17 protein-coding genes are annotated in these 19,449 nt (G+C 71.3%); 10 read left to right on the top strand and 7 right to left on the bottom strand.

Annotated features, from left to right (window positions below; translation table 11 throughout):
- Positions 1-85 precede the first annotated feature (85 nt).
- The 4 genes from ACQP1S_RS14540 (at position 86) to ACQP1S_RS14525 (ending at position 5,247) form a co-directional block, all read left to right on the top strand.
- Positions 86-916 carry a PIG-L family deacetylase gene (locus ACQP1S_RS14540; RefSeq protein WP_432907043.1) on the top strand — a complete coding sequence of 277 codons (831 nt, stop codon included), beginning with the start codon at positions 86-88 and terminating at the stop codon, positions 914-916.
- Between the two features lie 199 nt (positions 917-1,115).
- Positions 1,116-3,359, top strand: coding sequence for a M4 family metallopeptidase (locus tag ACQP1S_RS14535; RefSeq protein WP_432907041.1), 2,244 nt, complete (start codon positions 1,116-1,118; stop codon positions 3,357-3,359).
- Between the two features lie 169 nt (positions 3,360-3,528).
- Positions 3,529-4,656 carry a glycoside hydrolase family 53 protein gene (locus tag ACQP1S_RS14530; RefSeq protein WP_432907040.1) on the top strand — a complete coding sequence of 376 codons (1,128 nt, stop codon included), beginning with the start codon at positions 3,529-3,531 and terminating at the stop codon, positions 4,654-4,656.
- Positions 4,657-4,728: 72 nt separating this feature from the next.
- Complete coding sequence (locus tag ACQP1S_RS14525) at positions 4,729-5,247, top strand: hypothetical protein (RefSeq protein ID WP_432907038.1); 519 nt, start codon at positions 4,729-4,731, stop codon at positions 5,245-5,247.
- Positions 5,248-5,431: 184 nt separating this feature from the next.
- On the opposite strand, the gene ACQP1S_RS14520 is transcribed toward ACQP1S_RS14525, so the two are convergent.
- The 5 genes from ACQP1S_RS14520 to ACQP1S_RS14500 all read right to left on the bottom strand — a co-directional run bounded on the left by ACQP1S_RS14520 (position 5,432) and on the right by ACQP1S_RS14500 (position 10,845).
- Positions 5,432-6,175, bottom strand: a complete 744-nt coding sequence (locus ACQP1S_RS14520) for a cellulose binding domain-containing protein (RefSeq protein WP_432907037.1) — start codon at positions 6,173-6,175, stop codon at positions 5,432-5,434.
- Positions 6,176-6,580: 405 nt separating this feature from the next.
- Positions 6,581-7,567, bottom strand: coding sequence for a LacI family DNA-binding transcriptional regulator (locus tag ACQP1S_RS14515; RefSeq protein WP_432907035.1), 987 nt, complete (start codon positions 7,565-7,567; stop codon positions 6,581-6,583).
- A gap of 95 nt (positions 7,568-7,662) precedes the next feature.
- Complete coding sequence (locus ACQP1S_RS14510; protein WP_091239601.1) at positions 7,663-8,502, bottom strand: carbohydrate ABC transporter permease; 840 nt, start codon at positions 8,500-8,502, stop codon at positions 7,663-7,665.
- Positions 8,499-9,452 carry a carbohydrate ABC transporter permease gene (locus tag ACQP1S_RS14505; RefSeq protein WP_432907033.1) on the bottom strand — a complete coding sequence of 318 codons (954 nt, stop codon included), beginning with the start codon at positions 9,450-9,452 and terminating at the stop codon, positions 8,499-8,501. Before ACQP1S_RS14505 ends, ACQP1S_RS14510 begins: the two co-directional genes overlap by 4 nt.
- A gap of 100 nt (positions 9,453-9,552) precedes the next feature.
- Positions 9,553-10,845, bottom strand: coding sequence for an extracellular solute-binding protein (locus tag ACQP1S_RS14500; RefSeq protein ID WP_091239593.1), 1,293 nt, complete (start codon positions 10,843-10,845; stop codon positions 9,553-9,555).
- 245 nt (positions 10,846-11,090) lie between these two features.
- Here ACQP1S_RS14500 and ACQP1S_RS14495 point away from each other — a divergent pair, with 245 nt between their 5' ends.
- The 3 genes from ACQP1S_RS14495 (at position 11,091) to ACQP1S_RS14485 (ending at position 14,823) form a co-directional block, all read left to right on the top strand.
- The gene (locus ACQP1S_RS14495; RefSeq protein WP_432907031.1) at positions 11,091-12,716 is read left to right on the top strand and encodes a glycoside hydrolase family 43 protein; all 1,626 of its coding nucleotides are present in this window, start codon (positions 11,091-11,093) and stop codon (positions 12,714-12,716) included.
- 303 nt (positions 12,717-13,019) lie between these two features.
- Complete coding sequence (locus tag ACQP1S_RS14490) at positions 13,020-14,213, top strand: endo-1,4-beta-xylanase (RefSeq protein WP_432907029.1); 1,194 nt, start codon at positions 13,020-13,022, stop codon at positions 14,211-14,213.
- Between the two features lie 7 nt (positions 14,214-14,220).
- Positions 14,221-14,823, top strand: coding sequence for a polysaccharide deacetylase family protein (locus ACQP1S_RS14485; protein WP_432907027.1), 603 nt, complete (start codon positions 14,221-14,223; stop codon positions 14,821-14,823).
- Here the strand turns inward: ACQP1S_RS14485 and ACQP1S_RS14480 are convergent.
- A complete protein-coding gene (locus ACQP1S_RS14480; RefSeq protein ID WP_432907025.1) occupies positions 14,798-15,289 on the bottom strand; it encodes a hypothetical protein in 492 nt (163 codons plus the stop codon). The two genes, ACQP1S_RS14485 and ACQP1S_RS14480, sit on opposite strands and share 26 nt — an antisense overlap.
- Before the next feature lie 136 nt (positions 15,290-15,425).
- Here ACQP1S_RS14480 and ACQP1S_RS14475 point away from each other — a divergent pair, with 136 nt between their 5' ends.
- The gene (locus ACQP1S_RS14475) at positions 15,426-15,911 is read left to right on the top strand and encodes a hypothetical protein (protein WP_357890489.1); all 486 of its coding nucleotides are present in this window, start codon (positions 15,426-15,428) and stop codon (positions 15,909-15,911) included.
- Positions 15,912-15,954: 43 nt separating this feature from the next.
- On the top strand, positions 15,955-16,968 hold the full coding sequence (locus ACQP1S_RS14470) for a DUF817 domain-containing protein (protein ID WP_432907023.1): 1,014 nt from the start codon (positions 15,955-15,957) through the stop codon (positions 16,966-16,968).
- 6 nt (positions 16,969-16,974) lie between these two features.
- On the opposite strand, the gene ACQP1S_RS14465 is transcribed toward ACQP1S_RS14470, so the two are convergent.
- Positions 16,975-17,880 (bottom strand): DMT family transporter, encoded by a 906-nt coding sequence (locus ACQP1S_RS14465; protein WP_432907021.1) that lies wholly within the window; start codon positions 17,878-17,880, stop codon positions 16,975-16,977.
- A gap of 49 nt (positions 17,881-17,929) precedes the next feature.
- Here ACQP1S_RS14465 and ACQP1S_RS14460 point away from each other — a divergent pair, with 49 nt between their 5' ends.
- Positions 17,930-19,357: a PLP-dependent aminotransferase family protein gene (locus ACQP1S_RS14460; RefSeq protein ID WP_432907019.1), complete on the top strand. Its 1,428-nt coding sequence runs from the start codon at positions 17,930-17,932 to the stop codon at positions 19,355-19,357.
- The last annotated feature ends 92 nt before the right edge of the window (positions 19,358-19,449 follow it).

Genomic DNA, 19,449 nt, shown 5'->3' with positions numbered 1-19,449 from the left:
TCCGGGCGGCGACGATCGGCCGAGGCCCGGCTCCCCCACCGGGCCGGTACCGACCGTCGTCGGTCGGGACGCCTAGGGTGAGGACATGGCTGAGCGAGGTCTGACCCTGATGGCGGTGCATGCGCACCCCGACGACGAGGCGACGAGCACCGGTGGCGTGCTGGCCCGGTATGCGGCGGAGGGCATCACCACGGTGCTGGTGACCTGCACCGACGGGCGGTGCGGCGACGGTCCCGGCGGGGTCAAGCCGGGTGAGCCGGGGCACGACCCGGCGGCGGTGGTGGCGATGCGGCAGGAGGAGTTGGAGGCCAGCTGCGCGGCGTTGAAGGTCAGCCACCTGGAGACGCTCGGCTACGCCGACTCCGGGATGATGGGCTGGCCGAACAACGAGCTGCCCGGCGCGTTCTGGACCACGCCGGTGGTCGAGGCGGCGGACCGGCTCGCGGAGCTGATCCGCCGCTACCGGCCGGACGTGGTGGTCACCTACGACGAGAACGGCTTCTACGGCCACCCCGACCACATCCAGGCCCACCGGATCACCATGGCCGCCGTGGCGATGACCGACATTCCGGCGAAGGTCTACTGGACCACCATCCCGCACACCGCGTTCGCCGAGTTCGGCCGGGTGATGAAGGAGCTCGGCGTCGAGTGGGCCGAGCCGGACGCGGGGGACGCACCGGGGCCGCAGCTCGGTCTGCCCGACGACGAGATCACCACCTGGGTGGACACCAGCAGTTACGGCACGCAGAAGTTCGACGCGCTGGCCGCCCACGCCAGCCAGACCGAGAACATCTTCTTCCTGCGGCTGGGCCGGGACCGGTTCGTCGAGCTGATGGGTCGGGAGACCTTCGTCCGGGTCCGCGACACCACCGGGGCGGCGCTGCCCGAGGACGACCTGTTCGCCGGATTGCGCTGACGGCGCGAGCGGGTGTTGCCGGGGTGTTCCGTCCGTAACAGGGATGGAACACCCCGGGCACAACTCGTCGGTCATAACATCGCCCGGATGGGCAACTCGGTATGAATAGCCATCGACAACCGTCTTCCCAGACTCTCCACAGCCGACGATGATCTCGATATCGATGGATGCGAGAGCATCTCGGATTGGGGAGGTCAGTTTGAGATCAGCCCTAGCGCTGGCCGGCGTCACCATGCTGGTCGGCAGCGGTCTCGTGGTCACCACCACGAGTGTGTCCGCAGCCCCACCATCCACCCCGGGGCCGGCGCTGGTCGCCGCCGCCGACACCGCCCTCAAGGAGCACGCCGGAGCCGTCAGGTCCTCGGCGAAGGACCGCTACGCCGTGCACAGCAGCCGGCGGGACGCCAAGGGCGGCGGCGCGGTCCGCTACACCCGCACCTACGACGGGCTGCGCGTCTACGGCGGGGACTTCGTGATCCGCACCGAGGCCGACGGCGACTACGCGGGCAGTTCGGTCGGCCTGGCCGCTCCGTTGACCCTCGCCACCACCCCGAAGATCAGCGCGGCGAAGGCGCGCAAGGCGGCGACCACCGCGTTCTCCGGCAAGGTCACCGACACCGGGGCGGCGGAGCTGTTCGTCGACGCCAGCAGCGGCACCGGCCGACTCGCCTGGGAGACCGTCGTCACCGGCTGGGCCCCGGACGGGCAGACCCCCTCCAAGCTGCACGTGATCAGCGACGCGCTCACCGGCGCCCGGATCGGCTCGTACGACGAGATCGAGTCCGTCGTCGGCACCGGCAACAGCGTCTACTCCGGCCCGGTCGCGGTCAACACCACGCTGTCCGGCTCGACCTACAGCATGATCGACCCGGCCCGGGGCAACGGTCGGACCTGCGACATGAACAACGGCACGTCGACCTGCACCACGTTCACCGACGCCGACAACGTGTGGGGCACCGGGGCAGCCTCGAACCGGCAGTCCGCCGCGGTCGACGCGCACTTCGGCGCGGCGGCGACCTTCGACTACTTCACCAACGTGCACGGCCGCAACGGCATCTTCGGCAACGGCACCGGCGTGCCGAGCCGGGTGCACTACGGCAACGCCTACGTCAACGCCTTCTGGGACGGCGCGCAGATGACCTACGGCGACGGCGCGGGCAACGCCAAGCCGCTGGTCTCGCTCGACGTGGCCGGCCACGAGATGTCCCACGGTGTCACCGAGAACGTGGTGCCCGGCGGCCTGACCTACTCCGGCGAGTCCGGCGGCCTGAACGAGGCCACCAGCGACATCTTCGGCAACATGGTGGAGTTCTACGCCAACACCACCGCCGACCCGGGCGACTACCAGGTCGGCGAAAAGATCAACATCAACGGCAACGGCACCCCGCTGCGCTACATGTACAACCCGACGCTGGACGGCTCCTCGCACGGCTGCTGGTCGAGCAGCACCAACAGCATCGACGTGCACTACTCGTCCGGCGTGGCCAACCACTTCTTCTTCAACCTGGCCGAGGGCTCCGGGGCTACCTCGTACGGCACCTCACCGCTGTGCGGCTCGGCCCCGCCGGTGACCGGGATCGGCCGGGGGAAGGCGGAGAAGATCTGGTTCCGCGCCCTGGACGCGTACTTCGTCTCCAACACCCGCTACGTGAACACCGCCCAGCCGACCAACACCGCGCGGCTGCACACCCTGTCGGCCGCCACCGACCTCTACGGCCTGTGCTCCACCGAGTACAAGGCGGTGATGGCCGCCTGGACCGCGGTGAACGTGACCGGCACCGAGTCCTGCGCCGCCAACGACTTCTCCGTCTCGGTCGCCCCGACGACGCTCACCCTCAACCCGGGCACCTCGGGCACCGCCACGGTCTCCACCACGGTCGTCCGGGGCACCGCCGAGACGGTCACCTTCTCGACCGGCCCGCTGCCGGCCGGGGTGACCGTCTCGTTCAGCCCGACGTCGGTCACCGCGGGTGGGTCGACCACGGTCACGGTCAGCGCCGCCGCCACTGCCGGCAGCGGCACGGTGGCGATCACGGTGGTGGGCACCTCGCCCTCGATCGCCCGGACGGCCACCCTGAACCTGACGGTGAACGGGCTGCCGGGCTGCTCCGGCACGAACGGCACCGACGTCCCGATCGCCGACAACACGACGGTGGAGAGCGCGATCGTGATCAGCGGCTGCGCGGCGACCCCGTCGACCGCGAGCAAGGTCGAGGTGCACATCGTGCACACCTACATCGGTGACCTGGTGGTCAGCCTGGTCGCCCCGGACGGCAGCGTGTACACGCTGCAGAACCGCTCCGGTGGCAGCACCGACAACATCGACCAGACGTACACCGTGAACCTCTCCTCGGAGGCGGCGAACGGAAGCTGGCGGCTGCGGGTCCAGGACACGGCGAGCCTCGACACCGGTTACGTCAACAGTTGGAGCCTGAACCTCTGACCGTGACACAGCGGGCGGGTCATCCGGGTTCCCGGGTGGCCCGCTTCGCGTTGCCGGCACGGAGTCGACCGCCCCGCACCCCGCTATAGTCATGGTTGTCGATTTGTGCCGCCGTCGGTGACGCCGGGCAGGTCACCCCACCACCACCCCCACCACCGAGGAGGTCCGGATGACTCCGTACCGCTCCCGCCTGCGGGCCTGGGCCGTCGCGTTCCTCGCGGCGGTCGCCCTGCCGGCCGCCCTGCTCGGCCCACCGGCACCGGCGGCGGCCGCGAACACCCTGACCATGCTCGGCGCGGACGTCTCCTCCGTGCAGCGCAGCCTGGACCTCGGGGCGCGGTACTACGACGCCGGCGGCACCGCCCGCGACCCGCTCGACATCCTCAAGGGCGTCGGCGTCAACTACGTCCGGCTGCGGGTCTGGAACAACCCGGCCAGCGGCTGGAACAACAAGGCGAAGGTGCTGGCGTACGCGAAGACGGTCAAGGCCAAGGGCCTCAAGCTGATGATCGACTTCCACTACTCCGACACCTGGGCCGACCCCGGCAAGCAGTACAAGCCGGCGGCGTGGGCCAACCACGGCATCGGCCAACTCCAGACCGACGTCTACAACTACACCTACGACGTGTGCACCAGCCTGCGCAACCAGGGCACCACACCGGACAGCGTGCAGATCGGCAACGAGATCAACGTCGGCATGCTCTGGAACGACGGCAAGGTCGTCAACAACGACTTCACCAACCTCAGCCTGCTGCTCAAGGCCGGCTACCAGGCCACCAAGCAGTGCAACGGTGGCACCCAGGTGATCATCCACACCGCCAACTCGGACAGCATGGACCACGCCCGCTGGTTCTACGACGGCATCCGGGCCAAGGGCGTGCAGTGGGACCTGACCGCGCTGTCCTACTACTGCATGTGGCACGGCACGCTGACCAACCTCTACAACGTCATCACCGACGTCCGTTCCCGGTACGGCAAGCCCGTCGTGCTCACCGAGACGGCGTACCCGTTCACCGCGGCGAACGCCGACAACGAGGCGAACGCGATCAACGGTGGCGAGCCCTGCGCGGGCCACCAGGCGAGTTGGAGCGGCCAGGCCACCGAGTTCTCCTGGGTGCAGGACACCGCCCGCAACGCCGGCGCGATCGGGGTCTTCTACTGGGAGCCGACCTGGTACGCGGTGCCCGGCAACGGCTGGGACCCGGCGAACATCAACGGCACCGGCAACCAGTGGGACAACATGGCCATCTTCAACTGGACCGGTCGGGTGAACCCGAGCATCCGCTGGCGGCCGTAGGCGTCACCGGCACCGGCCGGGGCGCTCCGTCCCGGCCGGCACCGGCCACCTCGGCGTCCCGCCGGGTGGCACGTGCCCACTGAGACGGACGTGGTGATCGTCGGGGCCGGGCACTACCCTGGCGCGGTGCGATACCACGAGTGCGAAGCGGCCATCCGCGAGTTGGTCGACGCGGCCGGCGAGGACGACCTGCGCACCTTCGGGTTGTCGACCATCACCCGCCTGGTTCGGGCCGATCTGCTCGTCGAGGCCGGTGAGGATGACCTCGACGAGGACGCCTGGGCAGCGCTGACCACCGCCCGGGAGCACATCGCCTCGGCCGACGCGACCGAACTGCGCGCCCACCTGGACCGCATCGACGAGGGCATCCTCGCCGAGGGCGACATGGACCCCGGACTGTTGATCGTGCTCTCGGCGCTGGAACACTGGACCACCTACCGGGAGGAGCAGCGGCGGGGCGAGCTGTACGAACTCGCCATCCGCTCCCTCGAGGAGGTCGACTACCGCGTCCCGGCCGCGCTCGACGACTTCCTGGCCACGCCGGAGATGGCCGCCGAGTACGCGCGGATCACGGAGTCGCTCCCCGCATGACGCGCGGTAGCCGCACCTCGTCGACCGGTCCTTCTGGATCACCGGGGGTCGGCACGGTCAGCGCCGCCCGGGCCACCGACCGGCGTGCCGCCACCCGGCGGACGGCAGCACGCCGGTGCGGACCCCGCTGTGGCCTGTTCGGCTCCGACCGGCACGTCCGCCACCTGCCGGTCGGAGCCGACGGTCACCGGCCGCAGGTCAGCGTCAGCCCGCCGGTCACCGCGCTGGTCCAGACGAGCATGCCGAACGTCGTGCCGCCACCCGGCGTCAGCGTCCCGTTGTAGGAGGCGTTGCGCACCGTGACGTCGGCACCGGAGGTGCTGGCCACGCCGTTCCAGAGCGCCGAGATGCGTTCGTCACCGGACCACCGCCAGGTGACCTGCCAGCCGTTGAGCGTCTGCTGGGACGTGTTGCGGACGCTGACGGTGGCGGCGTATCCGCCGGTCCACCGGTTGTCGATGGTGACCGTCGCCTGACACGCCGCCGACGAGACGGCGAGGGTCCGTACCGGCCCGCTGATCACGTACGGGTCGTGCTTGTCCCCGGCGCTGAACCGGAACCAGTACTCGCTGTCCGGGGTCAGTCCCCCAACGGTCAGGTCCCCGTACCGTTCCGGTCCGGACACCGCCGAGGCCACCGGGTTCCGCCACGCCGTGGCGTCCTCCCGGCTCGCGAAGAGGACGACGGTGATCGGCGGGTCGTATCCGCACGGCGGGCTGAGGATCATCGAGTACCTGATGGTGATGCTCGTGGTGGTGGCCGACAGGAACTGACCGGAGACCGGCAGCGCCGGGGGACACGTGTAGGTGGGACCGGGCGTGGGGGTGGCCGCCGGGGCCGGTTGCGCCTGGGCGCCGGTGAGCGTGCCGGCCCAGCCGGCCAGGGTCAGGGTCGTGGTAGCCAGCACCACGCCGAACGTGCGGAGCATCCGTACCTCCGAGGGGTTGCGGGGGCACCGGCGGCCGGGACAGGCTTGAGGTGCCGGATTCGGGACTGTCGTGAGGTGCTGCGCGACCGTCGGCTGTCGTGGCCGGGTGGACGCCGGACGACCACGATCGATGGACGAGGGCGACCTGCCCGACGGCGGCCCCCACCGGTGGTCACCGTCGCGGACTGCCCGGCGCGGGGTGGCGCGGCCACCTCGCGTGTCCGACGGATCGGCGCACGAGTGGTCACGCTGGCTCCCGAGCGTGACGACGCCAGAACAGTCTGGCATTCGATGACTGTCGATGCAATGCCGTCCGATCGGGCCGCCCGGGCCGTCCGATCGGCCACGACGCACCGCTCCCGGCGACGATCGGCCGACCGCAGACCCGGGTCGGATCGGATCGGATCAGCGGCTACCCGGTGCGGCGGCGCTGTCGCGGACGACCAGATCGGTGGCGAGCTCGACGCGGGGGCTCTCGATCGTCTCACCCCGGGCCAGCCGCAGCACGGTACGGGCGGCCAGCATGCCCATCTCGGCCAACGGTTGGCGGATCGTGGTCAGCGGCGGGGAGCACCACCGGACCTCCGGCAGGTCGTCGAAGCCGACCACGCTGACGTCGTCGGGCACCCGCAGGCCACGCTTGCGGACCGCCTCGTAGACCCCGAGCGCCATCTGGTCGCTGGAGGCGAAGATGGCGGTGGGCGGTTCGGGCAGGCCCAACAGGTGCATGCCGGCGGTGTAGCCGGACTCGTGGTAGAAGTTGCCCGGCCGGACCAGCCGGTCGTCGACGGCGAGGCCGGCGGCGTCGAGCGCGGCCCGGTAGCCGTCCATCCGGGCCCGGCTGCACATCAGCTGCGGAGGGCCGGCGATGAAGCCGATCCGCCGGTGGCCGAGGCCGAGCAGGTACTGGGTGGCGCGCAGGCTGCCCGCCCAGTTGGTCGCCCCGATCGTCGGGGCCTCCTGGGGGGCGACCCCGGCGGGATCGACGATGACCACCGGTAGCCGCAGCCGGCGCAGCTCGGCCTGCAACGGCGGCTCCACCATCGAGGTCACGAAGATGACGCCCTCGGTGGACCGGGTGCGCATGTTGTCGAGCCACTGCTTGGCCGACGAGGTGCGCCGGTGGATGGCCGAGACGACGGTGCCGGCCCCGCTGGCCTGCGCGACGTCCTCCACCCCCCGGATGATCTCCACGGCCCAGGGGCTGTCCAGGTCGTTGAAGACCAGGTCGATCAGGGCGGACTGGGTCCGTCGCGCCGCCGAGCGGGGCTGGTAGCCGTGCCGGGTGAGCAACTCCTCCACCCGTTCCCGGGTCTGCGGGGCGACGTCGGACCGGCCGTTGATCACCCGGGAGACCGTGGGCACGGAGACGCCCGCCAACCGCGCGATCATCGCGATGGTGACGTTTCTGCCGTTCTCGGAGCCCACGGTCGCCCTTTCGTCTGGTGGGAACTACGGTCGCAGAAGGCTATCGCAGCAGGTCGGCGTCACCCCTTCACGCTGCCGGACAGACCACCGATGAGCTGACGTTCGGCGATGGCATAGAAGCCCAGCGCCGGGATCATCGACAGCACGACGTACGCGAGCACCTTCGCGGTGTCGTCGGAGTACTGGCCCTGGAACGCCTGGACCCCGAGCGGAAGCGTCCACCAGCTCTGGTCGGTAAACACCACCAGCGGCAGCATGAAGTTGTTCCAGCTGCTCACCAGGGCCAGCACCGAGACCGTGGCCAGGGCGGGACGGGCCATCGGCAGCAGGACCCGCCAGAAGAACCCGAAGGGACCGCAGCCGTCGAGGGTCGCCGCCTCCTCGACCTCGCCGGGAATGGTCCGGAAGAACTGCCGCAGGATGATGATGGTGATCGGTAGGCCGAAGGCGGCCTGGGGCAGGATCACCCCGAGCGGGTTGTCCAGCAGCCCCATCCCGCGCAGCAGGATGAACAGCGGCAGGATCGCCACCGCGAACGGGAACATCAGCCCGATCGCGAAGATGGTGACCAGGAACTCCCGCCCCCGGAAGGCGAACCGCGCGAAGACGTACGCGGCCATCGCCGCCGCCGCGACCACGACGAACGTGCTGGCCACGGCGATCAGGACGCTGTTGCCCACGTTGCGCCAGAACACCTCGGCGGTGAAGATCTCGACGTAGTTGCCGGGCACCCAGGGGTCGGGCAGGCCGAGCGGGTTGGTGGAGAGCTGCCCGTTGTCCTTGAACCCGCCGATCACCCCGAACCAGACCGGCACGACGATGAGCGCGCCGACGACGATGCAGACGAGGTGCAACACGAGGCGGCGGGCCCGCTGGGCCGGGTTCGCCGGGCTGGTCATCGCTGGTCTCCTTGGACGGTGAGAGCGCCCTCGGTGTCCCGACGCAGGACGACGCGCTGGTAGATGAGGGCGAAGACGAGGCTCAGCAGGAACATGATGATGCTGATCGCGCTGGCGTAGCCGACCTCGAAGCGGCGGAAGCCGAACTGGAACATCGTCACGGCCATGGTCTCCGAGGCGTGGATCGGGCCACCGCCGGTGAGCACCCAGACCATGTCGAACAACTGGATGGTGCCGATGACCGACAGGAACACGCTGATCCGGATGGTCGGACCGAGCAGCGGCAGGGTGACGAGCCGGAACGCCTGCCACGCGTTGGCCCCGTCGGTGACCGCCGCCTCGTTGAGCTCCTTGGGGATGTTCTGCCGGGCGGCCAGGAAGAGAATCATGTAGAGGCCGAAGTACTTCCAGGAGACCACCAGGAAGACGGCGTACAGGACGGTGTCCGGGTCGGCGAAGACGGCGCCGGCATCGGCCCCCAGGAACCGGGAGATCGCGTCACCCAACCCCCGGTTGGGCGAGAACACCAGGTTGAACAGGACCGCGGTGGTGACCTCGGAGAGCACGTACGGGGCGAAGAAGATCACCCGGTAGATGGCGCGTCCCCGCAGCGGCTGGTTGAGCAGCATGGCCAGGCCCATCGCGACCGGCAGCTGGACCACCAGGGAGAGCACGATCAGCACGAGCCCGTGCCACAGGTCGCCCCGGAACACCGGGTCGCCGAACGCCCGGGTGTAGTTGTCCAGCCCGATGAAGTTCTCGGGCAGGCCGAAGCCGTTCCACTTGTAGAGGCTGGCGTAGCTGGCCACCACGATGGGCGCCAGCACCAGCAGCAGGAACAGCAGCAGGGACGGGGTGAGGAAGACGGCCAGGGCCCGGCGTCGGCCCGGCCGGGGCCGGCGGCCGGTACGGCGTACGCCGCCCGGCCCCGGCTCCGACGGGTCGGTCACTCGGCCGCCGGGTACCGCATTCGACACGGTCGATGGCGTGGTCATGCCTGCTCCACTCAGTTCTCGCCGGCGGCTGGTGATCGATGGGGTGGGGACGTCACTACTGGGTCTTCGCCACCTGGGTGATGTCCTTGAGGATCTGTGCCGGTGACTTGCTGCCGGCGACCAGGGCGGCGACGCTGTCGTTGACCTGCTGGCCGACGGCCGGCGGGTAGGCCTGGTCGAGGTAGAGCTGGAAGCCGGTGGCGGCGGCCAGCGTCTGGGCGACGACCTTGTTGTTCGGGTCGGCGACGGCGTCGGTGGCTTCCTTGACCGTCGGCAGCACCGCGCCGGTCTTGGTGCTCCGGCGCTGCACATCGACGCTGAGCAGGGTCTTGAGGAAGTCCAGGGTGGCCGGCGGGGCGTCCTTGCCGACGGCGAAGCCGTTGCCGCCACCGAACACCTCGGTGGCCGAGCCCTTGCCACCGTCGACGGCCGGGAACGGGAAGAACCCGAGCTTGTCGCCGAGCCCCTTCTTGCTGGTGGAACTGGACGCCTGCACCGACGGGGCCCACTGCCCCATCAGCTCCAGGGCGGCACGGCCGTTGCCCATCGTCGCGGCCTGCCCGTCCGGCGAGCCGTACTCCGCGCCCAGGAAGCCCTTCTGGAACGGCTGGAGGTCGACCAGTTCCTTGAGCCGCTCACCGGCGGCTACGAAGTCGGGGGTCTCGAAGTTCTTGTCCTTGGCGGCCTGCTGGAGCGCGCCGAGCCCGCCGATGCGCATGGACAGGTAGGCCCAGTAGAAGTGGGCCGGCCACTTGTCCTTGCCGGCCAGCGCGACCGGGGTGATCCCGGCGGCCTTGAGCTTGCGGACCACGTCGAGCAGCTCGGCCCAGGTGGCCGGCGGCGCGGTGATCTGGGCCTGGGCGAAGAGGTCCTTGTTGTACCAGAAGCCGACCATGCCGATGTCGAACGGCACCCCGTAGATCTTGCCGTCCACGGTGTAGGGCTCCAGGGACAGCGGCAGCAGGCTGTCCTTCCAGGGGGCCACCGTCTCGGTGAGGTCCTTGACCAGACCCGCGTCCACCTGCTGCTTGAGCACCCCACCACCCCAGGACTGGAAGAGGTCCGGCGGGGAGCCGGCCTGGGTCGCGGTGGTCAGCTTGGCCTTGAACGCCTCGTTCTCCAGCGGCTGGATCTCGATCTTCACGTTGCTGTGTGCGCCCTGGTACTCCTGGGCGACCGCCGCCCAGACCGGCAGCATCGGCTCGGTGTTCTGGATGTGCCACCAGTTGATGGTCTGCGGGGCGTCCGGGTCGTCGGAGGCGTCGTCGCTGCAACCGCTGAGCAGGTACGCGCCGGCACCGGCGCCGACGAGGCCGAGCAGCGATCTGCGGGAGAGGTGCGCGGTCATGATCAATCCCTTCGGGGGACTCACGAGGTGCTCGGGTGCCGGTCGAGCCGGCGATTTCGAAACGTGTATCTCCGGAACTTTCAGAGCGTCGCCGGTATTACCGATCGATGGCGGGCACGCTACGAGTTGTTTCCGCGCGGGTCAAGACCTCTGTCCTATCGCGAGGAAAACGGCTAGCGTGTGCAGGGCTTCACCGACCATGGCCATGATTCCGAAAGTTTCGAGAGCTGCCCCGAGGAGTGCCCGTGTCGACCGACACCGCTGAAGTGGCGACCGCTGCCCGGTCGATCCGCAATCCCGTCCTCGCCGGATTCCACCCGGATCCGTCGATCCTGCGCGTCGGCGACGACTACTACCTGGCCACCTCGACCTTCGAGTGGTACCCGGGGGTGCGCCTGCACCACTCGCGCGACCTCGTGCACTGGCGACAGCTGGGCGGGATCATCACCGACCGCCGCCTGCTCGACCTGCGCGGCTGCGGCGACTCCAACGGGGTCTGGGCGCCCGACCTGACCTACCACGACGGCCAGTTCCACCTCGTCTACAGCGACGTGGCCAGCTTCGCCAGCGGCTACTGGGACCCGCAGAACTTCCTGATCACCGCCCCCGACATCACCGGCCCCTGGTCCGAGCCGGTGAAGTTGCACGGGCGCGGCTTCGACGCCGCCCTGTTCCACGACGACGACGGCACCAGCTGGCTGCTCGCCATGAGCGCCGACTGGCGACCCGGCCGGGACCGCTTCGGCGGCATCGAGATCCAGCAGTACGACCGGGCCGCGCGCCGCCTCGTCGGCCGGCCCCGCATCCTGTTCACCGGCACCCCGGTCGGGGTCACCGAGGGTCCGCACCTCTACCGCCACGACGGCTGGTACTGGCTGATCACCGCCGAGGGTGGCACCAGCTGGGAGCACCAGGTCACCGTGGCCCGGTCCCGGGAGCTGTTCGGACCGTACGAGGTGGACCCGGACGGCCCGCTGCTCACCTCCGTGGGTCGCCCCGACCTGCGGTTGCAGAAGGCCGGCCACGGCAGCCTGGTGCGCACCCCGGACGGTGGGTGGTATCTGGCCCACCTGGTCGGCCGCCCCTACTCCCCGCTGGGCAGCTGCGTGCTGGGCCGGGAGACGGCCATCCAGCGCGTCGAGTGGCCGACGGACGGTTGGCCCCGCATCCCCGGCGGAGTGCCGGCGGACGAGGTCGTCGCGCCCGACCTGCCGGCGCACCCGTGGCCGGCGGAGCCCGCCACCGACGACTTCGACGCCGCCGAGCTGGGCCCGGCCTGGTCGACGTTGCGCCGACCGGCCACCCCGGACTGGATCGACCTGCGGTCCCGCCCGTCGCACCTGCGGGTGCACGGTGGGCAGTCCCCGGTGGGCCGGCAGGCCCCCAGCCTGGTCGCCCGGCGGGTCGGCGCGACGCGGTGCGCCCTCGACACGGTGGTCGAGTTCGACCCGGTCGACCACCGCCAGTTGGCCGGGATCACCGCCTACTACAACACCCTCAACTGGCATCACCTCTACCTGACCAGGACGGACGACGGGCGCACCGTCCTGGAGCTGCTCAGCTCCGACAACGGCCGGCGCACCGCCCACCCGGAGCTGACCGTCGACACCGACGGCGTCACCCGGGTCGGCCTGCGGGCGGAGTTCGACGGCCCGGTGGTCCGCTTCGGCTACGACCTGGGCGCGGGCTGGCAGCAGCTCCCGATCGACCTGGACGCGACCATCCTGTCCGACGAACACGCCGCGCTGATCATCGACGGTGAGCCGGCGGCCTGGGGGTTCACCGGGGCGTTCCTCGGGCTCTGGGTCCAGGACCTCGGCGGCGACGGCGGCCACGCCGACTTCGACCGGGCCACCTACCGGGAGCACTGACCGTCCCACACCCACCACGACCGGCTCCGGGTGGAGCCGGTCGTGGTCGTGCCCGGGGGCAGCATCCGATCGATTCTCGAAACTGTTGCGATGATCGATCAATGGGGTTGACCAGGAGTTCCGGAAGTTTCGATGGTTGACCCCGGGGGCTCGCGCTCGTAACGTTCCAGGCGGCTTCCGGAAATCGATGTTCAACTATCGGACGCTCCGGTGCGACCGGCCACCCCCACGGTGCCGGTGCCGCGCCCCTCCCCCACCCTCGCCGCCGTCGACCCGTCGACGCGCCTCGGGAAAGGACCGCAGATGATGCTCAGACGGTGGATGGCTGCCGGGTTGGTCGCCGTCGCGACCGCCGGCGTGTTGAACGCCGTGCCGGCCACGGCGCAGCGACCGTACGACCCGACCGCGCAGAGCCTGCGCGCCCTGGGCCAGCGCCACGGCCTGTACGTCGGCACCGCGGTCGACATGGCCGCCCTCGCCGACCCCGCCGAACCCCGCTACCGGGAGATCGTGCGCGACGAGTTCTCCTCGGTCACCGCGGAGAACGTGATGAAGTGGGAGTCCCTGGAACCCACCCGGGGCAACTACGACTGGTCGGCGGCCGACGAACTGGTCGCCACCGCCCGACGCAACGGCCAGAAGGTCCGGGGCCACGTGCTGGTCTGGCACAGCCAACTGCCGAAGTGGCTGACCGACGGGGTGGCCGACGGCTCCATCGACAACGCCGAGCTGCGGTCGATCCTGCGCCGGCACATCACCACCGTGGCCAGCCGCTACCGGGGCAAGATCTGGCAGTGGGACGTGGTCAACGAGGCGGTCAGCGACCCCTGGGACACCCCGTCCACCCTGCACTACAAGGGTTTCTGGGCCGAGCACCTCGGCCCGGGCTACGTGGCGGACGCGTTCCGCTGGGCCCGCGCCGCCGACCCGACCGCCCTGCTGTTCTACAACGACTACAACATCGAGGCGTTCGGCTCCGGCGACCCGGCCAACGACAAGACCCAGTTCGTCTTCGACATGGTCAAGGGCCTGCTGGGCCGGGGCGTGCCGATCGACGGGGTCGGCAGCCAGGGCCACCTGGGCACCCAGTACGGCAACTACGACACCCTCCAGGTCGCCGACGCGCTGCACCGGTTCGCCGGGTTGGGGCTGTCCACCGCGTTCACCGAGGTCGACGTGCGCAGCCGGTTGACCGACGGGGTGCAGGCCGGCGACTCCGAGGAGATCAACCCGCGGCTGCAGGCGTCCGCCGCGAACTTCCACGTGCTGTTGCAGGCCTGCCTGGCCGAGCCGCGCTGCCTGTCGTTCACCGTCTGGGGTTTCACCGACCGGCACTCCTGGGTGCCCGGCACCTTCGACGACCCGCCGCAGGGCCTGGCCACCATCTACGACGAGAACTACCAGCCCAAGCGGTCGTACCAGCTGATGAAGGCCGACCTGATCTACGCCGGCCCGCCCTACGTGCGGACCCGGGCGACGCCGAAGCCGCGCCGGTAGGCCGGCGGTGAGCGCCGACATCGTCGACACGGCCCGGGGCGGCGGACGGACGGTCAGCTTCACCTTCGACGACGGCCCCAATCCCACCGACACGCTGCGGCTGCTCACCGTCCTACGCCGGCACCGGATCGCCGCCGTGTTCTTCCTCTGGGGCGACCACGTCAGCGCACACCCCGAGGTGGTACGAAAAATCGTGGCCGACGGCCACCACCTGGGCAACCACAGCATGCACCACGACGACATGACCTCCTGGTCACCCGACCGGATCGAGGCGGATCTGCGGGCGACCAACGAGGCCATCCGGCGGGCCGTACCAGCGGCTCGGATCCGGTACTTCCGCGCGCCCTACGGGGCCTGGGGGGCGAGTCCCGCCGTGTCCGCCGCGCTGGGCATGCAGCCGCTCGGCTGGCGGCTGGCCGTCGGGGACTGGGAGCCGCCGGGCACCGACGAGCTCGTCCGTCGACTGCTCGACGGGGTCACCCCCGGCGCGGTGGTGCTGCTGCACGACGGCGGCGGGGACCGCAGCCAGACCGTCGACGCGGTCGACCGCGTCGCGCCCGTGCTGAGGTCCCACCGCTGGCGGTTCACCCTGCCGGGCAGGCAGACCTGACCGTCCGGTCCGCCTGCCCGGCAGGGCGTCGCCCGGGTGCGCCCACCGCCGGTACGCCTGCGGCCCGGTGTGCCGCCGCATCACCTCGATGACGCAGCGGCACACCGGTGCCGACGGGTTGCGGCAGAGGCTCCTGGCCCAGGTCGACGTGCAACCGCCAGGGTCCCCGGTGTCCCAGCACCAGGGGCAGGACCGCCGGCAGTGCGGCACGGTTGCCGTTACCGAGGGTACGCAGCGCGATGACGGAGAGGTGCTCCCGCTGCCCATCGACGGGTGGCCCCACCACGTTGTACCGGCCGGTCTCGGCGGGCACCGCACGCGCCGGCCCCGCCGCAACCACCGGCGCGATCCCGACCAGCAGCACCGTGCCGCAGGCCAGCAGCACCGCGACTAGGCTCGCCGCATCCCCACCATCGCTCTCCACACCCTCGATCCCACCGACATCCTCCTGTCCCGACCCCCTCATACGAACCGGGGTGCCGACGGTTCGACCCGAGCGGAATCGGCCTGCGCGACGGGGTGGTCCAGCGGTGGCGTCCCACCCCCGTCGGTCGTACGTCGCCCGCGCGGACCGTGTCCGGGGGCCATGCCAGGATGTGGCGGTGTCGTATCCCCCTCAGCCCTCGTACCCGGCCGCGCCCGGCGGCGTCACACCGATGATCGCCTACCCCCACCCGATCCCGCCGCCCCCGGGGCACGCGGTGCTGACCGTCTCGGTCAATCGGGGGCCCTACCTGGTGCCCGCCCCGTCCACCAGCCGGTTCAAGGTCGACGGTCGGTTGGTGGCGATCCCCGGCGAGGGCACCTGGTACGTGGCCGTGCCGGCCGGGCCGCACGATGTGCGCTACACCGACTTCATGGGCATCCCCGTCATCACCACCGCGCTGGTCACCCAGCCCGGGGTGGTGTACCCGTTGTCGTTCCGCTTCGGTGGCTGGCGCAACCGGGTCCACGACGGGCAGGGCACCGACGTGACGAAGTTCGGCATGTGGTCGAACTACAGCATCCTGCTGGTCACGCTGGTCGTGCTGGGGGTGCTCTGCTGCGGTGGCTTCGGTCTCGTCGCCGCGCTCTCGACGTCCCCCTGACCGTCGGCGCCCGCCCGGCCGGGACCCGGTAGCGTCGCCACCGATGCCTCCTGCGCCCGGACCGGCCGGTCTGACCACGACGGAACGTGCGGTCGATGCCCGCTTCCGCGCGGTCCTGGCCCGGCTGCCCCGACGTGGACCGGCCGGCTGGCTGGTGGAGTTCCTGGTCTTCGGGCTCAAACAGGCCTGGGCGTGTGTGTTCGGAGGGGCGATGCTGGCCGTCATCCTGGCGGCCCGGCTCTGGTATCCGCAGGACGCCGCCCTCGCCCGCAACGACCTGCTGACCGCCGCCGCGGTCGCCATCCAGGTGGCCATGCTGGCCGGACGCCTGGAAACCCTGCGGGAACTGCGGGTGGTGCTCCTGTTCCACCTGGTCGGGACGGCCATGGAGTTGTTCAAGACGCACGTCGGCTCATGGTCCTACGCCCCGGACGGCATGCTCCGGCTGGGCGCGGTGCCGCTGTTCAGTGGCTTCATGTACGCCGCGGTCGGCTCCTACCTGGTACGGGTCAACCGACTGTTCGACCTGCGTTTCGCCCGCTATCCCCGGCGTGGGGTGACGGCCCTGGTGGCGGTCGCGATCTATGCCAACTTCTTCACCAACCACTACCTTCCGGACGTCAGGTGGCCGCTCATCGCCGTCGTCGCGATGGTGTTCGGCCGCTGCGTGATGCACTTCCGGGTCTTCCGGTTCCGGCTGCGGATGCCGCTGCTGTTGGCCTTCCTCCTGGTCGCCTTCTTCATCTGGCTGGCGGAGAACATCGCCACCTGGTCACAGGCCTGGCTCTACCCGGGCCAGGTGGCCGGTTGGGACCCGGTGTCGCCGACGAAGCTCGCCTCGTGGTTCCTCCTCATGATCATTTCAGTGGTCCTGGTCACCTGGATCTCGCCACCGCGATCACCGGAGCCACCGCGACCACCGGGACAGGAACGGCCGTGGGAAGGAGAACGGCCGGGAGAGCCGGAACAGCCAGCGCCACGGGAACCCCCCGCAGGGGCCGGGCCCGCGGTTCCCGCCGGCACGCAACGATCTGGTGGCGACCGACCGGAACCCTGACCGGGGCTACCCGTGGACGGGGTCACGGGCCGGGGGCGGGGTCGACGCCGGGGTCCGGTCGCGGGTGCGCTGGATCAGCACGACGCTCACCAGCACCAGCAGGGCGGCGCCGAGTGAGGCCGCCGGGACGCGCTCGCCGAGCAGCAGCGCCGACCAGAGCAGGGTGAGCACCGGCTGGGCGAGCTGGAGTTGGCCGACCCGGGCGACCCCGCCTCGGGCCAGGCCCGCGTACCAGGCGAAGAAGCCCAGGAACATGGAGACCACGGTCAGGTAGCCGAACGCCGACCAGGCTGAGGCGTCCGCCTGCGGCGGGTGGGCCACGGCGGCGACGAGGGTGGCCGCACCGGTGACCGGCAACGCGTAGCGCAGCGCCCAGCAGATCGTCCGGGCGCCGCCCAGCTCGCGGGCGAGCGCGCCGCCCTCGGCGTACCCCAGGCCGCAGAGCAGGACCGCGACGAGCAGGAACAGGTCCGACGGGGCCAGCGCGCCGCGCACCGCGCCGCCGACTCCGAGGAAGAACAGCACCGCCAGCAGTCCGCCGCCGCTGGCGAACCAGAACAGCGGCGGCGGGCGTTCGCCGCTGCGCAGTACCGCGAACACGGCCGTCACGGCGGGCAGCGCGGTGATCACGACGGCCCCGTGCGCGGCGGTCCGGTCGATCAGCGCCAGCGAGGTGAACAGCGGGAAGCCGACCACCACGCCGAGGGCGACGACCGCCAGTCGCCGGCGTTGGGCGCGGGTGGGCCGTGGTGCGCCGGTGAACCGTAGGCATACCCAGGCCAGCAGCCCTGCGCCGACGGCCCGGCCGAAGGCGACGAACCACGGGTCGAGCTGCTGCACCGCGACCCGGGTGGCCGGTAGCGACATGCTGAAGGCGAGCACGCCCAGCGCGCCGAGGGCGAGGCCGGTCAACCGGTTGGCTGTTACCGCTGTCGGTGCGGTAGCGCTACTGTGGTCTCTCATGGATGACGGTAACGCAGCTGATCGTGTTATCCAAGATCTGCGCCGGTTGGTGGCCGCCGCCGATCCGGGTGCGCGCCTGCCGTCGGTGCGGGAGCTGACCGCCCGGCACCACGCCTCCCCGGTCACCGTCGCCGCAGCCGTCCGGCACCTCGTCGCCGAGGGCCTGATCGAGGCGCGCGCCGGTCGGGGCACCTTCGTGGCCGCCCCGCCCCGGCAGCGACACCTCGCCGACCTGTCCTGGCAGACCGTGGCGCTCGGCCCCGGACAGCCCGGCGAGGACGAGATGCAGGCGCTGCTGGCGCTGCCGCCCGCCGGAGCGATCGCGCTCTCCGGTGGCTACCTGGACGCCGACCTCCAGCCCGCCGCCGCGCTCGGCGCCGCGCTCACCCGCGCCGCCCGGCAGCCCGCCTCCTGGCAGCGCGGCCCGGCGCACGGGCGGGCGGACCTGCGCGCCTGGTTCGCCCGGGAGGCCGGGGGCGGGCTGCGCGCGGAGGACATGGTGATCTGCTCGGGTGGGCAGGCCGCCCTGTCGTCCACGCTGCGGGCCCTCGCCGCGCCCGGCGACACGCTGCTCGTGGAGTCGCCGACCTACCTGGGCGCGTTGGCCGCCGCCCGGGCCGCCGGGCTGCGGGTGGCCCCGGTGCCCGCCGACCCCGACGGGGTACGCCCCGACCAGCTCGCCGGCGCGTTCGCCCGGACCGGCGCGCGGTTGTTCTACTGCCAGCCGTTGTACGCCAACCCGCACGGCGCGACGCTCGCGGCCCACCGCCGGGCCCGGGTGGCCGAGGTGGTACGCGATGCCGGGGCGTTCCTGATCGAGGACGACTACGCCCGTGACCTCACCATCGACGGGCCGGCCCCACCGCCGTTGGCCGCCGACGATCCCGACGGACACGTCGTCTATCTGCGTTCGCTGACCAAATCCGCCGCCCCGGGGCTGCGGGTGGCCGCGATCGGCGCCCGTGGCCCGGCCGGTCACCGGCTGCGGGCGGCCCGGCTGCTCGACGACTTCTTCGTCGCCGGGCCGCTGCAACAGGCCACCATGGAGTTCGTCACCGCACCCGCCTGGGAGCGGCACCGACGTGCCCTGCGTACCGCGCTGCGCGCCCGCCGTGAGGCCCTGCTGACCGCACTGCGCCGGCACCTGCCCGCGCTCGACGGGCCGCCGGTCCCGCGCGGCGGCCTGCACCTCTGGATCCGCCTGCCGGACGGGACCGACGACGTTGCGGTGGCCGCCGCCGCAGCCGCCGCCGGCGTCATCGTCTTCCCCGGCCGCCCCTGGTACCCCGCCGAACCCCCGGCCCCGCACCTGCGCCTGAGCTACGCGTCCGCCCCGCCCGACCTGATGGACGAGGCCGTCCGCCGGCTCGCCCGCGCCCTGCCGGCCGGTGGGCGCGACGGCACGCCGGTCACCGCCGGCCGGTGAGGACACACCGGCCCGCGCGGTGGTCACCGCGACGGCGCGGGCCGGCCCTGCCGGCCAGGATGACGGCCAGGTCGCCGCGCCCGGCGTCGGGC

This window comes from Micromonospora matsumotoense (assembly GCF_050951065.1).
In the GTDB taxonomy this organism is placed as follows: domain Bacteria; phylum Actinomycetota; class Actinomycetes; order Mycobacteriales; family Micromonosporaceae; genus Micromonospora; species Micromonospora matsumotoensis.
The sequence above is the reverse complement of the archived record's forward strand: the minus strand, read 5'-3'. Positions and strand labels throughout refer to the sequence as shown.